The organism is Singulisphaera acidiphila DSM 18658, from assembly GCF_000242455.2.
Taxonomy (GTDB): Bacteria; Planctomycetota; Planctomycetia; order Isosphaerales; family Isosphaeraceae; genus Singulisphaera; species Singulisphaera acidiphila.
In genome coordinates, this window is sequence record NC_019892.1 from 4,646,526 (window position 1) to 4,664,428 (window position 17,903).

Annotated in this window: 17 protein-coding genes, 1 tRNA gene and 1 rRNA gene; 14 read left to right on the forward strand and 5 right to left on the reverse strand. The window is 61.8% G+C overall.

What is annotated here, in order from left to right; all coding sequences use genetic code 11:
- The first annotated feature begins 232 nt into the window (after positions 1-232).
- The 3 genes from rrf (at position 233) to moaA (ending at position 2,189) form a co-directional block, all read left to right on the forward strand.
- Positions 233-341 (forward strand): 5S ribosomal RNA (rrf, locus tag SINAC_RS18220).
- Between the two features lie 266 nt (positions 342-607).
- Positions 608-1,033: a molybdenum cofactor biosynthesis protein MoaE gene (locus tag SINAC_RS18225; protein ID WP_015247088.1), complete on the forward strand. Its 426-nt coding sequence runs from the start codon at positions 608-610 to the stop codon at positions 1,031-1,033.
- A 145-nt stretch (positions 1,034-1,178) separates the two neighbouring features.
- On the forward strand, positions 1,179-2,189 hold the full coding sequence (gene moaA / locus SINAC_RS18230; protein WP_015247089.1) for a GTP 3',8-cyclase MoaA: 1,011 nt from the start codon (positions 1,179-1,181) through the stop codon (positions 2,187-2,189).
- Here moaA and SINAC_RS18235 read toward each other — a convergent pair whose 3' ends face one another.
- The gene (locus tag SINAC_RS18235) at positions 2,190-2,525 is read right to left on the reverse strand and encodes a hypothetical protein (RefSeq protein WP_015247090.1); all 336 of its coding nucleotides are present in this window, start codon (positions 2,523-2,525) and stop codon (positions 2,190-2,192) included.
- A gap of 34 nt (positions 2,526-2,559) precedes the next feature.
- The gene (gene menC / locus SINAC_RS18240) at positions 2,560-3,702 is read right to left on the reverse strand and encodes an o-succinylbenzoate synthase (protein ID WP_015247091.1); all 1,143 of its coding nucleotides are present in this window, start codon (positions 3,700-3,702) and stop codon (positions 2,560-2,562) included.
- A 370-nt stretch (positions 3,703-4,072) separates the two neighbouring features.
- Here menC and SINAC_RS18245 point away from each other — a divergent pair, with 370 nt between their 5' ends.
- The 4 genes from SINAC_RS18245 to SINAC_RS18260 all read left to right on the forward strand — a co-directional run bounded on the left by SINAC_RS18245 (position 4,073) and on the right by SINAC_RS18260 (position 6,045).
- Positions 4,073-4,507: a YkgJ family cysteine cluster protein gene (locus SINAC_RS18245; protein WP_020467281.1), complete on the forward strand. Its 435-nt coding sequence runs from the start codon at positions 4,073-4,075 to the stop codon at positions 4,505-4,507.
- The gene (locus SINAC_RS18250) at positions 4,504-4,989 is read left to right on the forward strand and encodes a hypothetical protein (RefSeq protein ID WP_015247093.1); all 486 of its coding nucleotides are present in this window, start codon (positions 4,504-4,506) and stop codon (positions 4,987-4,989) included. The genes SINAC_RS18245 and SINAC_RS18250 overlap by 4 nt, the downstream gene beginning before the upstream one ends.
- Positions 4,990-5,190: 201 nt before the next feature.
- A complete protein-coding gene (locus SINAC_RS18255; protein WP_026012153.1) occupies positions 5,191-5,589 on the forward strand; it encodes an HU family DNA-binding protein in 399 nt (132 codons plus the stop codon).
- A 219-nt stretch (positions 5,590-5,808) separates the two neighbouring features.
- On the forward strand, positions 5,809-6,045 hold the full coding sequence (locus SINAC_RS18260; protein WP_074308832.1) for a hypothetical protein: 237 nt from the start codon (positions 5,809-5,811) through the stop codon (positions 6,043-6,045).
- Positions 6,046-6,369: 324 nt separating this feature from the next.
- On the opposite strand, the gene SINAC_RS18265 is transcribed toward SINAC_RS18260, so the two are convergent.
- Positions 6,370-6,942 carry a 3'-5' exonuclease family protein gene (locus SINAC_RS18265; RefSeq protein WP_020467282.1) on the reverse strand — a complete coding sequence of 191 codons (573 nt, stop codon included), beginning with the start codon at positions 6,940-6,942 and terminating at the stop codon, positions 6,370-6,372.
- Positions 6,943-7,702: 760 nt separating this feature from the next.
- On the opposite strand from SINAC_RS18265, the gene SINAC_RS18270 reads away from it, so the two are divergent.
- Together SINAC_RS18270 and lpxA are read left to right on the forward strand one after the other, a co-directional pair.
- Positions 7,703-8,749, forward strand: coding sequence for a Gfo/Idh/MocA family protein (locus SINAC_RS18270; RefSeq protein ID WP_015247097.1), 1,047 nt, complete (start codon positions 7,703-7,705; stop codon positions 8,747-8,749).
- A gap of 210 nt (positions 8,750-8,959) precedes the next feature.
- Positions 8,960-9,781, forward strand: coding sequence for an acyl-ACP--UDP-N-acetylglucosamine O-acyltransferase (gene lpxA / locus SINAC_RS18275; protein WP_015247098.1), 822 nt, complete (start codon positions 8,960-8,962; stop codon positions 9,779-9,781).
- Positions 9,782-9,913: 132 nt separating this feature from the next.
- Here the strand turns inward: lpxA and SINAC_RS18280 are convergent, their stop codons facing one another.
- On the reverse strand, positions 9,914-10,243 hold the full coding sequence (locus SINAC_RS18280) for a hypothetical protein (RefSeq protein ID WP_015247099.1): 330 nt from the start codon (positions 10,241-10,243) through the stop codon (positions 9,914-9,916).
- Between the two features lie 403 nt (positions 10,244-10,646).
- On the opposite strand from SINAC_RS18280, the gene SINAC_RS18285 reads away from it, so the two are divergent.
- The 5 genes from SINAC_RS18285 (at position 10,647) to SINAC_RS18305 (ending at position 14,216) form a co-directional block, all read left to right on the forward strand.
- The gene (locus SINAC_RS18285; RefSeq protein WP_015247100.1) at positions 10,647-11,144 is read left to right on the forward strand and encodes an anti-sigma factor family protein; all 498 of its coding nucleotides are present in this window, start codon (positions 10,647-10,649) and stop codon (positions 11,142-11,144) included.
- Positions 11,145-11,170: 26 nt separating this feature from the next.
- Positions 11,171-12,169: a hypothetical protein gene (locus SINAC_RS18290; protein ID WP_015247101.1), complete on the forward strand. Its 999-nt coding sequence runs from the start codon at positions 11,171-11,173 to the stop codon at positions 12,167-12,169.
- A gap of 36 nt (positions 12,170-12,205) precedes the next feature.
- The gene (gene ribD, locus SINAC_RS18295) at positions 12,206-13,321 is read left to right on the forward strand and encodes a bifunctional diaminohydroxyphosphoribosylaminopyrimidine deaminase/5-amino-6-(5-phosphoribosylamino)uracil reductase RibD (protein ID WP_015247102.1); all 1,116 of its coding nucleotides are present in this window, start codon (positions 12,206-12,208) and stop codon (positions 13,319-13,321) included.
- A gap of 92 nt (positions 13,322-13,413) precedes the next feature.
- The gene (locus tag SINAC_RS18300; RefSeq protein WP_237722865.1) at positions 13,414-14,088 is read left to right on the forward strand and encodes a redox-sensing transcriptional repressor Rex; all 675 of its coding nucleotides are present in this window, start codon (positions 13,414-13,416) and stop codon (positions 14,086-14,088) included.
- Positions 14,089-14,145: 57 nt separating this feature from the next.
- Positions 14,146-14,216 (forward strand) — tRNA-Gln (locus SINAC_RS18305).
- A gap of 202 nt (positions 14,217-14,418) precedes the next feature.
- Here the strand turns inward: SINAC_RS18305 and SINAC_RS18310 are convergent.
- Positions 14,419-17,856, reverse strand: coding sequence for a caspase family protein (locus SINAC_RS18310; RefSeq protein WP_015247104.1), 3,438 nt, complete (start codon positions 17,854-17,856; stop codon positions 14,419-14,421).
- Between the last annotated feature and the right edge of the window lie 47 nt (positions 17,857-17,903).

Here is a 17,903-nt window from a genome sequence, read left to right on the forward strand (position 1 = left end):
CGCCGGTTCCCATCGGGGACGCGATGGACAGGAATCAGGGTTGCATCATTCACCGATCGTATTCGATCGATCACACGGCGACGTATTCCCATCCAATAACGGGGACCACGCGTCGTGAAGAGACTCGAAGTCGGTTGGTCATGCCCATGAAATCGCGGTTTGAGCTTGCGTGACGACCACTGTGAGAACGAGCACACGGAACCGGCGGGTTTGATCGCCCGCCGGTTGCTTTTCCGGCGAACATACTGACGGGGTCCCACCCGTTCCCATTCCGAACACGGCCGTTAAGCCCGTCAGGCCCATGATAGTGCCTTTGGCGCGAAAGTCGGTGATCGCCGGAATCCTTTTCAACGACGCCCCGACCCTTCTTCAACGAAGGGTCGGGGTGTTTTTGTTGCGCGTCGCTTTGCCCCGGGAACGGCGCTCGCCCCAATGAGCGGGCGAAATTATTGAAGTTCCCTGTCTTGTCTCAGCCGTGAACGGAAGCCTTGGTTCTTGCTCACGGGGTCATGACAATGTGTGGCCACCGAGGCATTGCCCGTTCTTCTTATGAAATCATTGATGAACCGTCCCTGATCGTCATCTTCAAGACGCTGAGACCCATCCAATGATCGAGATTACCGAAGCCACCATTGACCATGCCGCGTTGACCGAGCGAGTTCGCTCGAACCAGGCCGGCGCGGTCTGTTCTTTCCTGGGCACCGTTCGGGAGATGACCGGTGACCGCCAGACCACGTCGCTCGACTATGAGGCTTACCCGGAGATGGCCCTCAAGAAAATGGGGGAGTTGGAAGCCGAGGCCCGTCAGCGCTGGCCGATCCTCGATCTGGCTCTCGTGCACCGGGTTGGCCACCTCGGCTTGGGGGAGATCAGCGTGGTTGTTGCCGTCAGTTGCCCGCACCGGAACCAGGCGTTCGAAGCCTGCCGTTGGCTCATCGACACCTTGAAAGAAGTGGTCCCCATCTGGAAGAAGGAAGTCTGGGCGGATGGGACCGAGGAATGGGTTCATCCTGGCCTCGGGCCGAAGGTGTAGGGGGGTAGTCCCAGGGAACGCAACCGGGGCGGATGTCGCAAATCGCCCGGGCGGATTCGAGCACCGTGGCGGCCCTCGGTTCTCTCGGGCAGGCGGGCCGCGTATACTGCAGAGGGAAGTGGACCACGTCCCTTAATGTAATGCGATGACGAGCATGACTTCGAACGACGGCCGTCTTATCGACTCCTTCGGCAGGGTCCACAATAACCTGCGGATCAGCGTTACGGATCGCTGCAACATCCGCTGCGTGTATTGCATGCCCGAAACGGTGGAGTTCATGCCTCGGGCGAGCTTGCTCTCTTTCGAGGAGATCGAGCGGTTCGTTCGGGTGGCGGCGAGCCTCGGGATCGACAAGATCCGGCTCACGGGGGGTGAGCCCTTGGTCCGTCACGACTTGCCTCTCCTGGTCGATCGGATCGCCGCCATCCCGGGGATCAAGGACATCGGGCTGACGACCAACGGCTTGTTGCTCGCTCCGATGGCGGGCGAACTCTGGGATGCCGGCCTTCGACGGATCAATGTCAGCCTCGATACGATGGACCCGGCCAAGTTTCTCGAACTGACCCGGCGCACCGGTTTCGAACAAGTCATCGAGGGTATCCACGCTGCCAAAGCCGTGGGATTTCACCCGGTCAAGATCAACGCAATCGCAATCAAAGGGGTGACTGAGGAAGATACGGTCCCCCTGGCTCGCTTCGCGCGAGCGCACGACCTGGAATTGCGATTTATCGAGTACATGCCGCTGGACGTGGCCAACCACTGGGAACGGGACAAGGTCTTGCTCGCGGCCGAGATCCTCGACCTTTTGACCCAGGGGATTGGCCCGCTCCAGCCTGCCCCCAACCAAGATCCGCGGGCTCCCGCCGTTGACTATGACTATGAGGATGGCAAAGGGCGGGTCGGCCTGATCGCTTCGGTGAGCCGTCCGTTTTGCATGAGCTGCAATCGGATTCGCCTGACTGCCGACGGCAAGCTGCGGAACTGCCTCTTCGCCTTGGAGGAGTCGGACATCCGCGCCTTGCTCCGAGGCAATGCAACCGACGCGGCGATCGCGCGCGTACTGCGTGAGAGTGTCGCGGGGAAGTGGGAAGGGCACGAAATCAATACGTCACGATTCATTAAGCCCGAACGTTTGATGCATTCGATCGGCGGCTGATCAATCGAGGATGACTTCGTGTTTTGGTTTTGCGAACGAGATGCCTGACCGTGCGAGCCAGGCGTCACGAAGGGTCAGGACGACGACCAAGAAGAGCCCTGTCCCTGCGCCCATCAAGAGACCGCAAACGACCCCGAGGCCGAAGCCGAACTCGGTCGGGTCGAAGTTTACGGCTCCCAACGCGTGGATCGGCGGCGGGTGGAACGTCGGCGAGTGGAGCCAGGTCACGAATGAAGGGGCGAACCGCCCGACGGTCGCGCCGACGACTCCCCCCGCGAATCCCGAAGCCATGGTGCAAGCCATCACCGCCACAATGGCCTGTGTCAATCGAATCATTATGTATTCCTTGTGGGAATCGTTGCTGTTCGCCTCATCCCGTCGTCCGGGTGGTGAACTCTGACTGACGGACCTGATAGCGCCTGACCTTGGCGTGGTCCATCTGATATCCCAGGCCGGGGCGCGACGGGACGCTGAGGATTCCAGGAGCGGCCAACTCGAGGTGAGGGGCCGCATAGTCGTCGACGAACCAGCGGGCGCTGGGACCGAGGTCGGTCGGATATCGACAATTGCCGAGAGCGGCGAGGTGAATGCCGTGCGCTTGTCCGATACCCAACTCGGGGGTGGTTCCCACCCAGCAGGCGACCCCATGCTGATGGCAAAGGTCGTGCATTGCGAGCGCGGGGCCGAGTCCCCCCACCCGCTGAATCTTGAGACTGACGATCCGGCAGGCGCCCAGGCGCATCGCCTCGCTGATCATGTCGAGTGAGCGTGCTGACTCGTCCAGGCAGAGGGGGGTGACGAGTTCCGCCTGCAAGGCCGCGGATCCCGCAAGGTCGTCGGCGGCCATCGGCTGCTCGATCATCAGCAGGTCGAACAAGTCGAGTTCGCGGAAGGTATCGAGGTCCGCGATCGTGTACGCCCCCCGCGCATCGACCATCAGCGGGATATCGCCGAAGTGCTGGCGGACGGCGTGGACAAGCTCGACGTCTCGCCCGGGTTCGATCTCGATCTTGATCCGCCGATAGCCTTCGGCCAGGTGAGTCTCGATCGCCTTGAGTAACTCGACCACCGTGGGATAGAGGCCAACGGCCAGCCCCGACTCGACCTTCAAACCAAGTTGGTCGCGGGAGGCTCCCAACATCTCGGCCAACGGAGCGTGTCGCGACTGGCCGAGAGCGTCCCAGCATGCCGTTTCCGCTCCTGCGATTGCGGAGGAGTTGGCCGTCCAGGTCGCGGTCAGGTCGTGGATTTCCTCGACGGTCGTAAATGACCGTCCGAGGAGACTGGGCGCAATTCGATCGGCCAGATCGGCCCAGCACTCCTCCAGGGTCTCGCTTGCTTCGCCGAGGGCCGCAGTAATCGGCGCGCATTCGCCGAGCCCCAGTCCGTCGCTGGTCTCGACCGTCACCAGGATCGCGTCCTTGATCGCAGCCTCGTCTCCCACCCCTCGGCACGATTCTTTAAACGGAATCTGAAGGTGGGTCAAAGTCATCCGCTCAACTGGTCCGCTCATGATCCCTCCCTCGCCTGGCCCGATTGGGCAATCTCCATCATAAGACGAACCGGCGTTGGTCGTACAAACATTCTCAAGACGCTGCGTCCTTCCGCTTCGCGCGAATGAGCCGCAATCTTCGACTCTAGAGAAGAGTGATGCGCCCACGTTGGCGATCTTCCCTCGAGCCAACCGCCTTCAAGGACCCTTGCGGACTGATTCCCGGAGGGGCAGGGGCCCAATCGCGCACTCAGAGTAGGTTCGGGGTCCGCAACTCTCGATTTCCCTTCGACTTGGGATCGAACGGGTTGCCCCCCACGGAGGCCCTGGTTAGACTGAGACGAAGCGGTTGAACTTGTTAGGAGGCCCACCTGCTCTTTTATCGGAACGTATGATGAGCGATACGGATACGGATCAAGACTCGATCTGGTACGGCGATGGACTGTCGTTTGAGTGCACGCGTTGCGGCGCCTGCTGTACGGGTGCCCCTGGCTACGTCTGGGTGATTGCCGAGGAGATCGCTCGACTCGCGGCATATCGCGGCGAGACGGTCGACCAGTTTTCCAAGCAATACGTGCGCCGAGTGGGTCAGCGATACAGCCTGATCGAAAAACCGGGGGGCGATTGCATCTTCTGGGATAAAGCCAGCGGCTGTACCGTCTACTCCGCACGTCCGGTCCAGTGCCAGACCTGGCCATTCTGGCCCGAGAATCTCGAGTCTCCCGAGGACTGGGAAGGGGTCAAGTCGGTCTGTCCAGGCTCGGGGCGCGGGCAATGGTTCAGCCTCGAGGAGATTCAAGCGTCGGCCGCCCGAGTCCACTCATGATCTCTTGGAATGATCCCAGCGAACTCGATGTGGACGCGTTTCGTAGCGCCCTGCTTGCCCTGTATGTGGATCTTGACGCCGAGGTGGCTCGACGAGCCCCCGTCTGCCAGCTCAGCGGTCGGTGTTGCCGTTTCAAGGAGTACGACCACACGCTCTTTCTCTCGGCCCCTGAGCTGAGCGTGCTCCTCGCCGATGCGCCGGCACCGTCTCGTCCCCTTGATGAGGGGTTGACCTGCCCCTGGCAGGACGCTCAAGGACGTTGTACGGCCAGGGAAGCACGTCCCTTGGGCTGTCGGGTCTATTTTTGCGACCCCAATTATGAGGGGCAGGCCGCGGAGCTGAGCGAAACCTTCCTCGCCCGTCTCAAACGGCTGGCCGAAGACTTCGGCTTGCCGTGGAATTATGCACCTTTGCACCAGCATTTGCGGTCGGCGTGGTCGCATCAGATCGAACCGGATCCCGCTACCGACGAATACTCATGACCGGAGCGCTGGCACCGTGCGAACCCACCCCTTTTTTGTGCCCTTTGACCGTCCCCAAAAAGGCCGAGAATTTCGAATCTTTCATGCTCGGATCGGGGGCCTTGGCAACGATTTTAACTTGACATTACTCCAAGCCACCAATACAGTTGAGCCAATCAGCCTGGGTAAATGAACCGGCTTTCCCGCAGGGAGAACGTCATCGTGACCAAGAAAGAAATCGTCAAGAAGATCTCTGAAGATATCGGGCTGACCCAGCTCAAGACGAAAGATATCGTCCAGCGAACCCTTGACGCAATCATCCACACGTTGGTCTCCGAGGGGCGAATCGAACTGCGAAACTTCGGTGTTTTCGAGGTCAAGCAACGGGCGCCTCGGAAGGCGAGGAACCCGCGAACCGGGGACAAGGTTTTCGTGCCTTCGAAGAACGTGGTCACGTTTAAGCCGGGCAAAGAGATGGAAGAATTGGTCCGAAAGATGAATCCGGAAAATCTTCCCTTATTGGAAGAGGACTCGGATGCCGATGAAGAAGGCAACGGACCTGTTGAGACGGCCACCGAATCTCGGGCAGAATCGCCCGCCGGGGCCGACGCCTTGGATTGAGGCCCGTCTTCCCTGCGACTCCTGCTTTGCTTTGGAGTGCTGGAGACGTGCCGGCCCGGCTGAGGCTGACGACGAGGTCCGGATCGTCGAGAACGGAATCGTAGGCTCGCGCGGCGACTTTGGATGAGTCGAAGCGCGCGTCCCCCGGGTTGGAGCCACGCGATGGAACGCGCGGCCGGACCGATCCGTGCGGTCACCGAAGGCGGGAGGATCCCCCAAATGCGGAAACCTTTGGCGGCCATGATGCTCGTGGTCGCGGCTCTCGTCGTGATGAGCGAGGGTTGTGCCCCGTTCCCCTTGCCGCACTATGCGGCCTATAAGCCGAGACGAGCGGAAGAGTTGCTCGTCGACTCGGAAAACCTCCGGATGGCCGGCGATGAGTGGGAACGCTTCTGGTTCCTCGATCAGCCGTCGCACATGACTCCGTTCCGGACCCACGGCGGCCTCGGTCCCTGATCGTGCCGTCCCTTCGAAATTCGCTGGTTGTCTACGGCCGAGCTGGGTCACAAACCCAGTTCGGCCGTTTTCTTTTGATGCATTGCCTGTGCAAGGCGCATGATTCACCCCCCATCGCCACAACCGTTTGTTGCAACTGTTTGGGTTGAAACGGTTTTGGAGTCGGCCGATGGCGCATGCCCGGTGATTGGCGGGCCGTGTTGGTCCAGGTCAAGGTTGTGAGACAAGAAGCCCGAGGAACCGTGTTGCCGAAGTCACGCACCCCGATCGCGGCCGGCGATAAGCGCCGGCTCTCGCGGTTCGATGCTAAATCTAATTCTTACTTCATGAATCACGAAGCTTCTTGATTTTTCGGTTCTCTGCGAGGATGTTGCAGAACAAGGCCCCTTGTTCGATCGCGTCGTCCAGGGCTTTGTGCGTGTGAGGGAGTTTGTCGAACCAGGCCTTCGGCATCCTTCGCTTCACGGTCTCGCGCCAAGGGGTGCCGAGCGTCGCCATGGCAAAGCTCTTGATATCCAGGGCCGAAAACGAGAAGGGGGATTCTCCCGCGAATCGGATCAGATACCAGTAGACGAACAAGAAATCAAATCCTGCGGGATAACCTACGAAGACTGGCTTGCCTGGCAGTGTTTTCAGCCATGCGACGTAGGCTTTCATCGCTTCGGCAGGTTTTTGCAAGTCCTTGCGGCACTCCGCCCAAGCCTCGGGCTGAGTCTCCCACCACGCCATGGTTTTGGGATCCGCCGAAGCGCCAGGCAGGGTTTGCAGGTTGGCCGCAAAGGTGCCGATCAGTTGCTTTTCCGCCGTGTAGGCGGCCGAACCGAAACTCAGCATCGAGTGCGGCCCCGGGATTGGGCCGTCGGTCTCGATGTCGGTGCTTACAAAAATCTCGGGCATAAGTGAAATTGGTGGTTTTTTATGTGCCGGCTGGCGGCTGCCAGTTGGTGGATCAGTCAGGATTGTGCGGCGGGTTGGTTTATCAATGTCCGAGGACCAGGCTCGGGCTGGCCGCATCGAGCTCCCGTGAGATATCGAGTGGAAACATCGTTCTGTTTAATAAATCTGTGTGGCGTCCTGTGATTTGATGGGGTGAGGCGATGACCGAGCCTCACCCCACAAATCCCGCCGAGGACATCGCCCCTCGCTGGGGTGACCATCTGGAAGACGTGGTCGAAAGCGTGCTCAATCTTGCCCTGCACCTCGCGAGGGAATGGGCGAAAGCTCGCCTTTGTCATCGTTATTGACGCGACGATTGCCCATGAAAAACTGACTCGAGCCCTGCGCGAAGGCGGTGACAAGGTTGCCCTGGGCTGGCTTGGGCCGCTCTGTTGGGGGGATAACCGGCGGTGCAACGTGTCGGTAAATCGCTGTACCTTGTTCCCTTCGCCCTGCTTTTTCCCTCAGGATGGTCTGCGATTCGTCGGTAGACACTGGCCATGTCGATCCCATCCGGCTTCAATCAGGTCGAAGAGTAGAGGACTCGGTCTTGATCGAATCTGCCGATCTGGGCAAAATTCCAGCCCGTCATGAGGGTCGAGGTCCCAGAATTCCGGCGACGAAGAACTCCAGAGAGTTTGTCGCTTATTTACCCTATCCATCAGAAACTCCAGAAATGATGGACGCCTCTCAATCACGTTCGCAAAAGGAAACAGCTCAAATGGCGGGTATTGGAATCGTTGGGATTGGCTTCATGGGGATGATCCACTACCTGGCCGCGCGCAAGCTGGCGGATGGCCAGGTGGTTGCGGTTTGCAGCCGGGACCCCAAGAAACGCGCGGGGGACTGGACGGGGATTCAGGGGAACTTTGGTCCGAAGGGGGGGCCGATGGATCTCTCCGGCGTGGCCGGTTATGCCGACATCGGAGAGCTTCTGGCCGACCCCAAGGTTGACCTGGTCGATTTGTGTGTTCCCAACGATGAGCACGCCGCGCTGGCGATCCGGGCGCTCGAGGCGGGCAAGCACGTCCTGATTGAGAAGCCGATCGCGCTGACCACGGCCGATGCCGACGCGATCTTGGCGGCGGCCAAAGCGAACGGCAAACTCTTGATGGTCGCGCACGTCTTGCCCTTCTTTCCTGAGTTCGCGTTTGCGGCCGAGGCGGTCCGTTCGGGACGCTACGGGGCGTTGCGCGCGGCGAATTTGAAGCGGGTGATCGCGAAGCCGGACTGGTCGAAGGGCGTGGCCGATGCCGATCGGAGCGGCGGTCCGGCGATCGACCTCCATATTCACGACACCCATTACATCGGCCTGGTCTGCGGCGTGCCCCGCGCTGTCCATTCACGCGGAGTGGTTGACGGGGACGCGGTCGTTCACCTCTCGACCCAATACCTCTATGACGATCCTCACCTGGCTGTCTCCGCCATCTCGGGAGCCTTGAGCCAGGCGGGCCGGTCGTTTGCGCACGGGTTCGAGTTCTACCTTGAGAAGGCGACGATCGTCTTTGATTTCGCGGTTCTCGCCGGAGAAGGGCACGTCGCCACCCCGTTGTCCGTGATCCTGCCCGACGGGACTGTCGAACGGCCGGAACTCGGCTCGGGGGACCCGATCGACGCCTTTGCGGCCGAACTGGGGGTCGCCGTCGCGGCGGTGAAGTCCGGAACCGCTGCGCCTCAGCTTTCGGGCGAGCTTGCGCGGCAGGCACTCCGGATCTGCCACGCCGAGGTGGAGAGCGTCAAGACGGGCCAGTCCGTCGCGATCGGCTGAGGCGAAACGTCGTGTGACTTTGGAAAAAGAGAACAAGAAGTTCCCTCTTACTAATGTCGTCTCACCCCGGGTTCTAAGCCAGCAAATAATAAGCATGTTCGACTTGAAGGTGTGCCTGTTTCTCTCAAGAACTAGGCAGACATTTCCGATGTCGTTAACGGGGAGGACAGGAGGTTCGCCCCGAGTCGCCGCGCCAGAAGGAGCTGGGTCATGATGTTGACCATGTCGGAACTCATCCACCCAACGGTGATTCTCGACCCCCAGGCGGAAATTGCTCCCGATGTCCAGATCGGGCCCTATTCGATCATCGAAGGCCCGGTTCGGATCGGGCCCGGATGTGTCATCGAGGGGCATGTCGCCCTAAGTGGTCCCCTGGAAATGGGCCGCGACAACTTTGTTGGCCACGGTGCGGTGCTCGGTAAGAGCCCACAGCATAAAGGGTATCAAGGCGAGCAGACCTGGCTGCGCATTGGTGACGGTAACGTCTTCCGTGAACAGGTCACGGTCCATCGCGGAACGGAGCAGGGGGGGGGTGAGACCCGGATCGGTGATCGCAACCTGTTTATGGTCGGGAGCCATCTTGGCCACGACTGCCGCGTGGGTGACGGCTGTACCTTGATCAATGGTGCCTTGGTCGCCGGACATGTGGTCTTACAAGATCACTGCATTCTTTCGGGACACTCGGCCGTTCAACAGCGGGTCCGGATTGGGCGGCTGGCCATGATTGGTGGCCTGGGCTCGACCACCAAGGACATCCCCCCGTTTCTTCTTCACCAGGGCTATAACTGCACGTCGCACCTGAATCTGGTCGGACTCCGTCGCGCCGGCTTCCCGGTCGCGACGATCAACTCCCTCCGCGAGGCATTTCGGATCCTCTTCAAGGAAGGGCGGCCCCTCAACTGCGCACTCGATCGGATCGAGGCTGATCTGGGGACTGTCGCCGAGGTCAATGAGTTCGTCGGCTTCATCCGCGAGTCGACCCTGGGGATCAACCCTGCTCGTGGCAACGACCGCAAGCACCGGTCTTATTGACTTGACCTGATCTGGCCTGAAAAAAGCATATTGGCGGTCTGTCTGGCCGAATTCCGGTCGGCCGGGCAATACGAACCGCCTTTCTGTGGATGAAGCAGGCGGCCAGGATAAGCGGTCCCCCCCCGCTCAGGCTCAAACGGTGTCGGGTTCCCCCGCGGAATTGCTGGGGGGCAAAGGGGAGGGTTCAGGCTGAATTGACGGGCGAGACCGCAGGGGCTCGGGGGCTTTCGAGGCATTCGAGCGACTGAGCAGTTCGCGAACCCGTCGCAGCTCATCGGCGTCCAGTTCGCCCGCGAAGTGAGCTTCTTCCAACTCACTCAGCCGCTCGCGGTCCGAGGCTGGTTCGTCGTCTTCATACATATCCTGCCAAAGCCGGTAGGCTTTGATGAGCCCGACGAGCAAGGCCGTCAGCAAGAGGGCCAGCGGGATATACCACGGCGGTTGGGTCGTGAAGAAGTCCACGGCGGAACGCGCTCCATGTCAGGTCGCAGCCATTGGTGACCGATCGGGCCGGACGTCTTTGGGTAAAGAGACCAGCGCCATCATCCCGGATCGCCCACCCCTCCATCAAGCTCAAGCCAACGACAACACTTCGGGTGGGAATCTCCCGCAGGCGATTCGGCTGCTTGTTGGGGGGCCCGGGGTCGGTGTATAGTGTTTTTCTTCGAGCGATCCCCGTATCGTCATCAGGGTGAGCCAGAAGGATCAATGGTCCTTTTCGCGAGGCTCCTCAGATGCCGTAGCGAGACTTTGCGGTGGTTTTGGGGTTCGTTCTTGAGTGGGGAGTGATGCGCGATCGGCGGACGACGCCGGCCTCCGGGCGGGATCGCTCACGCGTGAACTGGTAACGAGGTGCCTCGTGGCGATGGGTCCCGACCAGCAACGACTGACTTCCGCCGAACGCTCCAACCTGGTCGCCTACCTCGACGGTGAGCTTAACGAGGCCGAGGCGCAGGCGATCGCCACCAAGCTGACCAAGAGCGCCACGGCCCGGCGCGAGATCGAGGCGCTGGAGAAGACCTGGTCGATGCTCGACCATCTTCCCCGAGCCCAAGTCTCCGACGATTTCACCGCGCGGACTTTGACCGAGGTCCAACGGCTCTCGACCGAAGGGGGCCGGTTCGAGTCGGCCGTCCGCCAGACGACGCAACGCGTCTTCCGGGTGGCCGTCTGGATGGTTGTGGGGCTCCTGACCGTGGGGGCCGGTTACGCGATCACCCGGTGGGTCTGGCCCAACCCCACGGCGCGGCTGGCTCGAGACCTCTCGATCGCCGAGCATCTCGACGAGTATCGCGAAGTCGGGAGCTTCGAGCTCCTCGATATCCTGGCGCACTCCTCCGAATTCGGCACCGACGCCGACTAGGCCTCACGAGACCGACCGAGACGACTATGTCACCGTTGCCCGGCCGCCGGCTCGCCCCGCACTTGTTCCAGGCCCTCTTGATCGGGCTCGCCCTGCCCATTCTCGCCGGGGCCGGCGAGGATGAGAACTGGCAACGCTTGCTGTCCATGCCCCGCGAGCAACGCGCGATCCTGGCCGAGAAGGTTCGCGAGTTCGATCGTCTCGAGCGCCCCGAGAAGGCGGCGATCCGGACCCTCGACGAGAAACTCGCGACCCTCCCCACCTCCGAGCAGGCCAACTACCGCGCGGTCCTTCGCCGCTATCACCTCTGGCTCCAGACCCTGTCGGACGATGAGCGGACGCAACTCGCCAAGGCTGCGACTCCCAAGGAAAAGCTGGCCCTGATTACCAAGCTTCGCGAGCAGCAAGGCAAGGACGTGGACCAAGGCCCGACCTACTTGCTCTTTCAGCTCGCCGATCTCCGCGGTCGGTCCCCGTTCGAGGTGGCCCAGATGCTTCGGTTCTGGTTCACGCTCCCTCCCGCCGAGCAGGCCGAAATCGAGAAACTCGGCATACGTGACCGCATGAAGCGGCTGATCGAACTGTCTCGACAAGCGAAGATCGGCCCGATCCAGCAGCTCTCTCCGAAGGACGAAGCGGAGACGGCGAAGCAACTCGAGAAGAGACTTCAGGCCAAGGGCTGGCTCCGCAATCAGCTCAACAGAGATTCGGAGAAGCAGGCGATCGATCGCCGCCGGTTGGTGAACAACTATTACTTCGTCGCAAATCCGCCGAAGTCGGTGACCTCCACCAACCTGTTGCGGTTCGAGACCGCGATGCCCTCCTGGATCCGGTCGACGTTCGACCACCTCGCCCCCGAGGAAGCCAGGCGACGGCTGACGATCCTCTATCGCCTGATCTACCCGGCCGGCAAAGAGATTCCTGCGTCGGGCCCTGGCCCTGGTCCCGGCCCGGTTGCCCCGGCCGCGAAGCCTGGAAAACCGCCCGTGACCACCCCGACTCCGTCGACGGGCCCCCCGATCTGAGCCACGACGGAGGCCCCTTGATGCGAGACCTTCGGCGTGGCCAGTGACGACGACCTTTTCTGGATGCAGCGGGCGTTGGCGGAAGCCGAGCGCGGTCGTGGAGCCGTCGAGCCGAACCCGATGGTCGGGTCGGTCGTGGTCCGCGACGGCCAGCTCGTCGGGTTCGGCCATCACACTCGGTTCGGCGGCCCCCACGCCGAGGTCGAGGCCTTGAGCCGGGCGGGAACCGCCGCGCAAGGGGCCACGCTCTACGTGACGCTCGAGCCTTGCTGCCACTTTGGCAAGACCCCCCCTTGTACCGAGGCGATCCTGACCGCCGGAGTCACCCGCGTGGTGGCCGCGATGCGCGACCCGTTCCCGAAGGTCGCCGGGGGAGGATTGGCTCAGCTCCGCGCGGCGGGCGTGGCGATCGAAGTGGGCCTCGAATCCGACGCGGCCGCGCGCCTCAATGCGCCGTACCTCAAGCGGCTGGCGACGGGCCGGCCTTACGTCACCGCCAAGTGGGCGATGACCCTCGACGGCAAGACCGCCACAGCCTCGGGGGACAGCCGTTGGATCTCCGGTTCACGCTCGCGAGCATTGGTCCACGAGGTCCGGGGTCGGATGGATGCGATCGCCGTTGGGATTGGGACTGCCCTGGCCGACGACCCGGAGCTGACCGCCCGACCCCCCGGACCCCGGACCCCAAGCCGGGTCGTGCTCGATAGCGCGGGCCGGCTGCCGACGACCAGTCGGCTGGCCCGGACCGCGCGGGAGATCCCGGTATTGGTCGCGCTGACCGATCGTGCTGCGCCCGAGCGTCGTGAGGCTCTGGCGGCCTTGGGCTGCGAGCTCATCCCGTTTTCCGGTGACGGCCCCGTTCCGATCCTTCCGCTCCTCGACGAACTGGGCCGACGAGGGATGACCAACCTGCTGGTGGAAGGCGGAGGACGCCTCCTGGGGGCCTTCCTCGACGCTGGCCAGGTCGATGCGGTGGACGTCTTCATTGCGTCTCTGGTCGAAGGGGGACCGCCGGCGTTCACCCCCGCCCAAGGCAACGGGCGACCGCGAATGGCCGATGCGCTCCGAGTCGAGCGGCAGCAGGTCAGCCTGATCGACGGTGACGTTCGCCTCCAAGGGGTATTCCCCCCATCCTGGCGCCTCGCCGAGTGACCTTGACCCCACCCGCAGAAGGGGGGTAGAGTCGAACTTAACTGGTAACGGCATGGATTATGCCGGATCCGTCCCACGGAGCTTCCTATCTCGTGAGGGATCCACGACGCGACCCTTCGGGAGATAAATTGGCCCCCAAAGCCGTGGTAGGCCGGGTCAGCCTTTATCTCCGCCAACTGGAAACCTTCCAGCGGCAAGGGCAGACGACGATTTCCAGCAGTCAGCTCGGCGCCGCGCTGGCGATCCATAATGCGCAGGTCCGCAAAGACCTGGCTTTCTTCGGGCAGTTCGGCTACCCGGGGATCGGCTACCGGATCGAGGAGCTGATCCCGGCCCTCCGGCGGATCCTCGGAATCGACCGCGACTTACCCCTGGCCCTGGTCGGCCTCGGTAACCTCGGCCGCGCTTTGTTGCGTTATCGAGGCTTCCGGAGCCGCGGCTTCCACATCGTTGCGCTCTTCGACAACGACCCCCAAAAGGTCGGTCGGACCCACGATGGCCTCGTTGTCGAGCCCATCGAGACGATGGCGAAAATCGTTGCCGCCCGCAGCGTGACCCTCGCCGTTCTGAGTGTCCCGGCCGAAGTCGCCCAGCGCGTTGCCGACCAGATGGTGGCTTGCGGCATCCTCGGCATCATGAACTTCGCGCCCATCCCGCTCAGCGTTCCCCCCTCCGTCAGCGTCGTGGCGATCGACCTCTCCATCCAGCTCGAGCACCTCGCCTACAAGGTTCAGAATACGCAAGGTGGGATTTCTTATGTCGGCTAGGCTTTTCGCGCCGGCGTTTGCTCGTTAGAATGATCCTCGTCAGTCCAACCGACTGAATACCCGGTGGTGAAACGGTATCACGACAGGTTTTGGTCCTGTCTTTCCAGGTTCGAATCCTGGCCGGGTAGCTCTGATTGCCGTGACACATTCCTTGAGGCCGTTGGAGAAAGATTTCTCCAACGGCCTCATTGCGTTGATTCAGGAGCACATCCGGCCGAGGATTCCCGAGTTCCGAATGTGCGAGTCTCCCAAGAATATGGGGGGCAAACGCGACCGAATGTCTCCCGAACACGGTGGCAGAGCTCTGAAACAGAATGCGCTATGCCGGCTTCACGACTTTGGTGGGGAGGGGGATGCCGCCTGGTCTTGATCCTCGGGCCGCTTGAACTGAGTGGCCGGCCCTGTTCGAGGTTGATCTGCGCTGCGAGTTGAGGGACCGGCCGCCGTTTGGTGAGGATCGGGCTTCGGAGGGAGCTTGACCGAGGCGATGTCTTCAATCACTTGCTCGGGCGTCGACTGGTAATAGAACGAGGATCGCAAATCGAAGGGGAAGACCGCCTCGGGAGCGTCTTCCAAGGCCGTACTGATCGTGATCGGTTTCTCGGCGGTGGGCCGCTCGACCAAACCGGGGAGGGATGGGCTGGGGATGCGCGTGCCGATTCCTTCAACCGGGTCGCGCCAGATGAGAAGGACTTTCTGATCGGCCTTGAGGTCGAGCCGACGGAGGGCTCGCTGGAGGTCTTCAGGGCAGCTCAACGCCCACTGGCTCTGGCTTGCCCGGCGGAGGTCCTCGGCCGAACGGTCGAGGGCGAACATGGTTGGGGTGCCTCGCGACGGGTCCAGCAGCAGGTGGCAGCGGCCTCCTGCGAGGTACAAGGCCAGGACCGGGCGGATCGTCTTCGGCTTGTGGTAGGGGGTTCCGGTGGTCGCCTCCCAGACGAGCTCGATCAGCTCCTTGACGCGATCCGGCTGATACTTCGCCTTGGCCAGGAAGGCCACGTCGTAGTAGGGGCGCAGATACTTCAAGACGTCCGGGTCGGCGGCCGCGCGATGGATGGCCGACTGGCACAGACGTAAGAGCATGTCCGCATATTCGATCTTCAGAAAGGGGTCGGATTCGGGAGTCTCGAGTTCGATCAGGAACTTGTAGGCAAACATCAGCCGCTCCAGTTCATCGCGGTCGAAGTCACGGCTGGTCTCCCGGAGCTCTTCGAGCAATTTGCAGAGGTCCGACAGGTTCGGCTGAGGAGCGCCGGCGGGGGCCTTGGGATCCTGCTCGATTCCACCAGGACAGGCATGTGCAAGTGCGGCTGACAGGCTTACCTTCAAGGGATCGCTCTTCTTGCTCCCGATCGCGTCCGCAGCCGTTCTCAGGTGGCGGGCCAGTTGGAGGATCGAGGCCGACGGTCGGGCGGCATCGACTTCGGTACGTCTCTCTGCATGGAGGTCTTGGAGCGAGAGTGCGATGGCTCGACGATAGAGGAGGTCCTTTCGGACCTGGTCGCGCGTTGCCTTCGGAATCTGGTCGACCTTCAAGAGCGCTCGACGATAGTCATCGGCGGCCTCGGCGTAGTTAGGATCCCGGCCGAACATGGAGCAGTCCGCCTGGCGTTCGAGGCTGTTGACGAGTCGATCGTATAAGAGAGAGCGGACCTCGGCGAAGTTGGAGACTTCGACCTTGCGCGCCTCCAACTCGGTGAGCGCCGTGGTGAGGGCGGGGGTGAGCGTGCGATAGGCTTCCAGGGCGAGGTCATCCCTGCCCTGGAAGCGGTGGATCATGGCCAGGCCATGGTCGATGTGAAAGCGATCGATCGAACACTCGTCGCGGTTGAGGTTGGCTGGCAAGCTGAGGATTTCGCCGGCCCGGGTGAACTTCTCGGCGGCCTGGGGGAACTTCCACTGTTCCATGCAGGCCCAGGCGTAGTATTTCCAGGCCGAGGCGGTCAGCGGATGTTCCGACTTCGGGTCGAACGCCTCGGTCAACTGGATCGCATCGTCCATGCGCCGCTCGGCAGGACCCGTGATCCCGTCTCGCCGCAGCGAATCGGCTTGTTTGCTCAGGCAGTAGACCTTGAATGGAGCAGGGGAACCGAGGCCGAACATCGATTCCGCCTCGGTGAATCGCCGGAACGCCTCGGCGTAATCATTCAGGACCGTCAGTTCGAGCATCCCGAGGTCTAGCAAGCAGAGGGCCCTCAGGGGGCGAACCAGGAGCGAGATCTTTTCCTCGGCCTCGTAGCGTTGGAGGGCCTGGATGTAGTTCGTTTGCGCCTCGGCGTGGTCGCCGAGCTTGTGTTGCAAGACGGCCAGGTAATGGAGGTCGACGGCCTCCACCTCGTCCCGTTTGCCGGTCGTTTCCACCGACGCTTTTAGCGTCTTGACGACGGAGTGCATTTGCCCGTTGCGATCCTTCTGCTGATCGAGCTGGAGCATTGTCTTGAGGTGGTTGAGCCTCATCCGAAGGGGCGCGGAGAGGTGCCCGTCTCCTTCGAGCCGGCGAACGCTTTGGCGGGCGGCTTCACGGAGCTTGTCCTTGTCGATCTCGTCGGCCATCGAGCGCGATTCAAGCTTGTCTTTGAGAATCTCAAGCCGAAGGCCCGGCATGAACCACGGCATCTCGTCCGCCCACCAGTTCCCAAATGTGCTTGGCACCATGGCCAGCAAGAGCTGTCGAGACTCGCGGGAAACCTCTTCAACGAACGAGGCGCCCGGGTCTGGGAAGAAGTGGAATTCGCCGCTTCGTTCGTCGTCCAGCCAGCGGCATTGTGGAGACTGTTTCGGCGGCAGATTTCCGTCGAGGTACGCGCGCATCGCATGGAAGAGCTGGTTCGTCGTGAAGTAGTAACGATTGCGGGGCAGCTTCGGGGGGACCGCGTTGAGCGCACGCAGTAAGGAGCGGGTAAACGGCGAGTTCTTATCTTGCCCTTGGCCGTCCGAGGCGAGATCGCGGCTTGCCGTCACTGCCTGGAGCGACCGCTCGCCAAAAAGGGTTGGATCATTGTCCTGGTGCTCAAACTGGCCGCCTGCGGCTCCCGTGACCTGGATTTGAAACACCGTGCCGGAATGGCAGCAATCCAGAATGAGCAGCTTGTGCCGGGCGGGGCACTTGTTCAGCAGCCGAACTACCTCCGCCAGGTCGATCGCCGAGGTTTCAAAGAGCTCCTCACGCTCGCCGACCTTGAGTCGCTTGAAGTCGATCGGCAAGAGAAAGCCCGGGTGGCCATCGGCCCGCTTCTCATCGGCCGGACCCGCTCCGCGCTCGCCGTGTCCGGAGAAGTAGAAGACCACACTGTCGTCTTCGTGAACCTCCTCGGTATTCCCAAGAAGGCCCTGACCGAGCCGTTTACTGATCTCCTCCTTGGTGGCCTGCTTGCCAAGCAGGAGCTCGAGAGCTCCGTCTTGTCCGTATCCATACTTGGCTTTAAGAAGCTCGGCCACGGCCAACGCATCGTTTTCTGCATTCTTCAATTCACGCGAAGTGCCGCCATCCTTGATCGTCTCGCGATCCGTCGCCTTGTAGTTGATCCCGACCACAAGCGCCCAGCGCTTGCGGTATTGGATTCCCCCCGTGGAGGGGGCTTTGCTCCGTGGGGTAAGACGACGGTCCCCCCGGGTCGCCACGGGCTCGGTCTCGGAAAGTGCGTCATCCTTTGATGCGGCGGCTGCTTCTGTGGTGAGATCCTGACCCGGGCATGGAGTCCACGCCGCCAGGGGGATCGCAACGACGATCAGTCGAATCGCCCATTGGTATCGAGTTGTGATGATCATGATATTGTCTACGCAAAATAATGAGATTTATTTCGTTCGCAGTCGGT

Bases quoted from the DNA above. Each gene is read 5' to 3' on its own strand.
- SINAC_RS18270 (WP_015247097.1), top strand. From the start codon at position 7,703: ATGGCGGGTATTGGAATCGTTGGGATTGGCTTCATGGGGATGATCCAC.
- SINAC_RS18310 (WP_015247104.1), bottom strand. From the start codon at position 17,856: ATGATCATCACAACTCGATACCAATGGGCGATTCGACTGATCGTCGTT.
- SINAC_RS18290 (WP_015247101.1), top strand. From the start codon at position 11,171: ATGTCACCGTTGCCCGGCCGCCGGCTCGCCCCGCACTTGTTCCAGGCC.
- menC (WP_015247091.1), bottom strand. From the start codon at position 3,702: ATGAGCGGACCAGTTGAGCGGATGACTTTGACCCACCTTCAGATTCCG.
- SINAC_RS18285 (WP_015247100.1), top strand. From the start codon at position 10,647: ATGGGTCCCGACCAGCAACGACTGACTTCCGCCGAACGCTCCAACCTG.
- SINAC_RS18265 (WP_020467282.1), bottom strand. From the start codon at position 6,942: ATGCCCGAGATTTTTGTAAGCACCGACATCGAGACCGACGGCCCAATC.
- SINAC_RS18235 (WP_015247090.1), bottom strand. From the start codon at position 2,525: ATGATTCGATTGACACAGGCCATTGTGGCGGTGATGGCTTGCACCATG.
- SINAC_RS18260 (WP_074308832.1), top strand. From the start codon at position 5,809: ATGCGGAAACCTTTGGCGGCCATGATGCTCGTGGTCGCGGCTCTCGTC.
- SINAC_RS18225 (WP_015247088.1), top strand. From the start codon at position 608: ATGATCGAGATTACCGAAGCCACCATTGACCATGCCGCGTTGACCGAG.
- moaA (WP_015247089.1), top strand. From the start codon at position 1,179: ATGACGAGCATGACTTCGAACGACGGCCGTCTTATCGACTCCTTCGGC.
- SINAC_RS18250 (WP_015247093.1), top strand. From the start codon at position 4,504: ATGATCTCTTGGAATGATCCCAGCGAACTCGATGTGGACGCGTTTCGT.
- SINAC_RS18245 (WP_020467281.1), top strand. From the start codon at position 4,073: ATGATGAGCGATACGGATACGGATCAAGACTCGATCTGGTACGGCGAT.
- lpxA (WP_015247098.1), top strand. From the start codon at position 8,960: ATGATGTTGACCATGTCGGAACTCATCCACCCAACGGTGATTCTCGAC.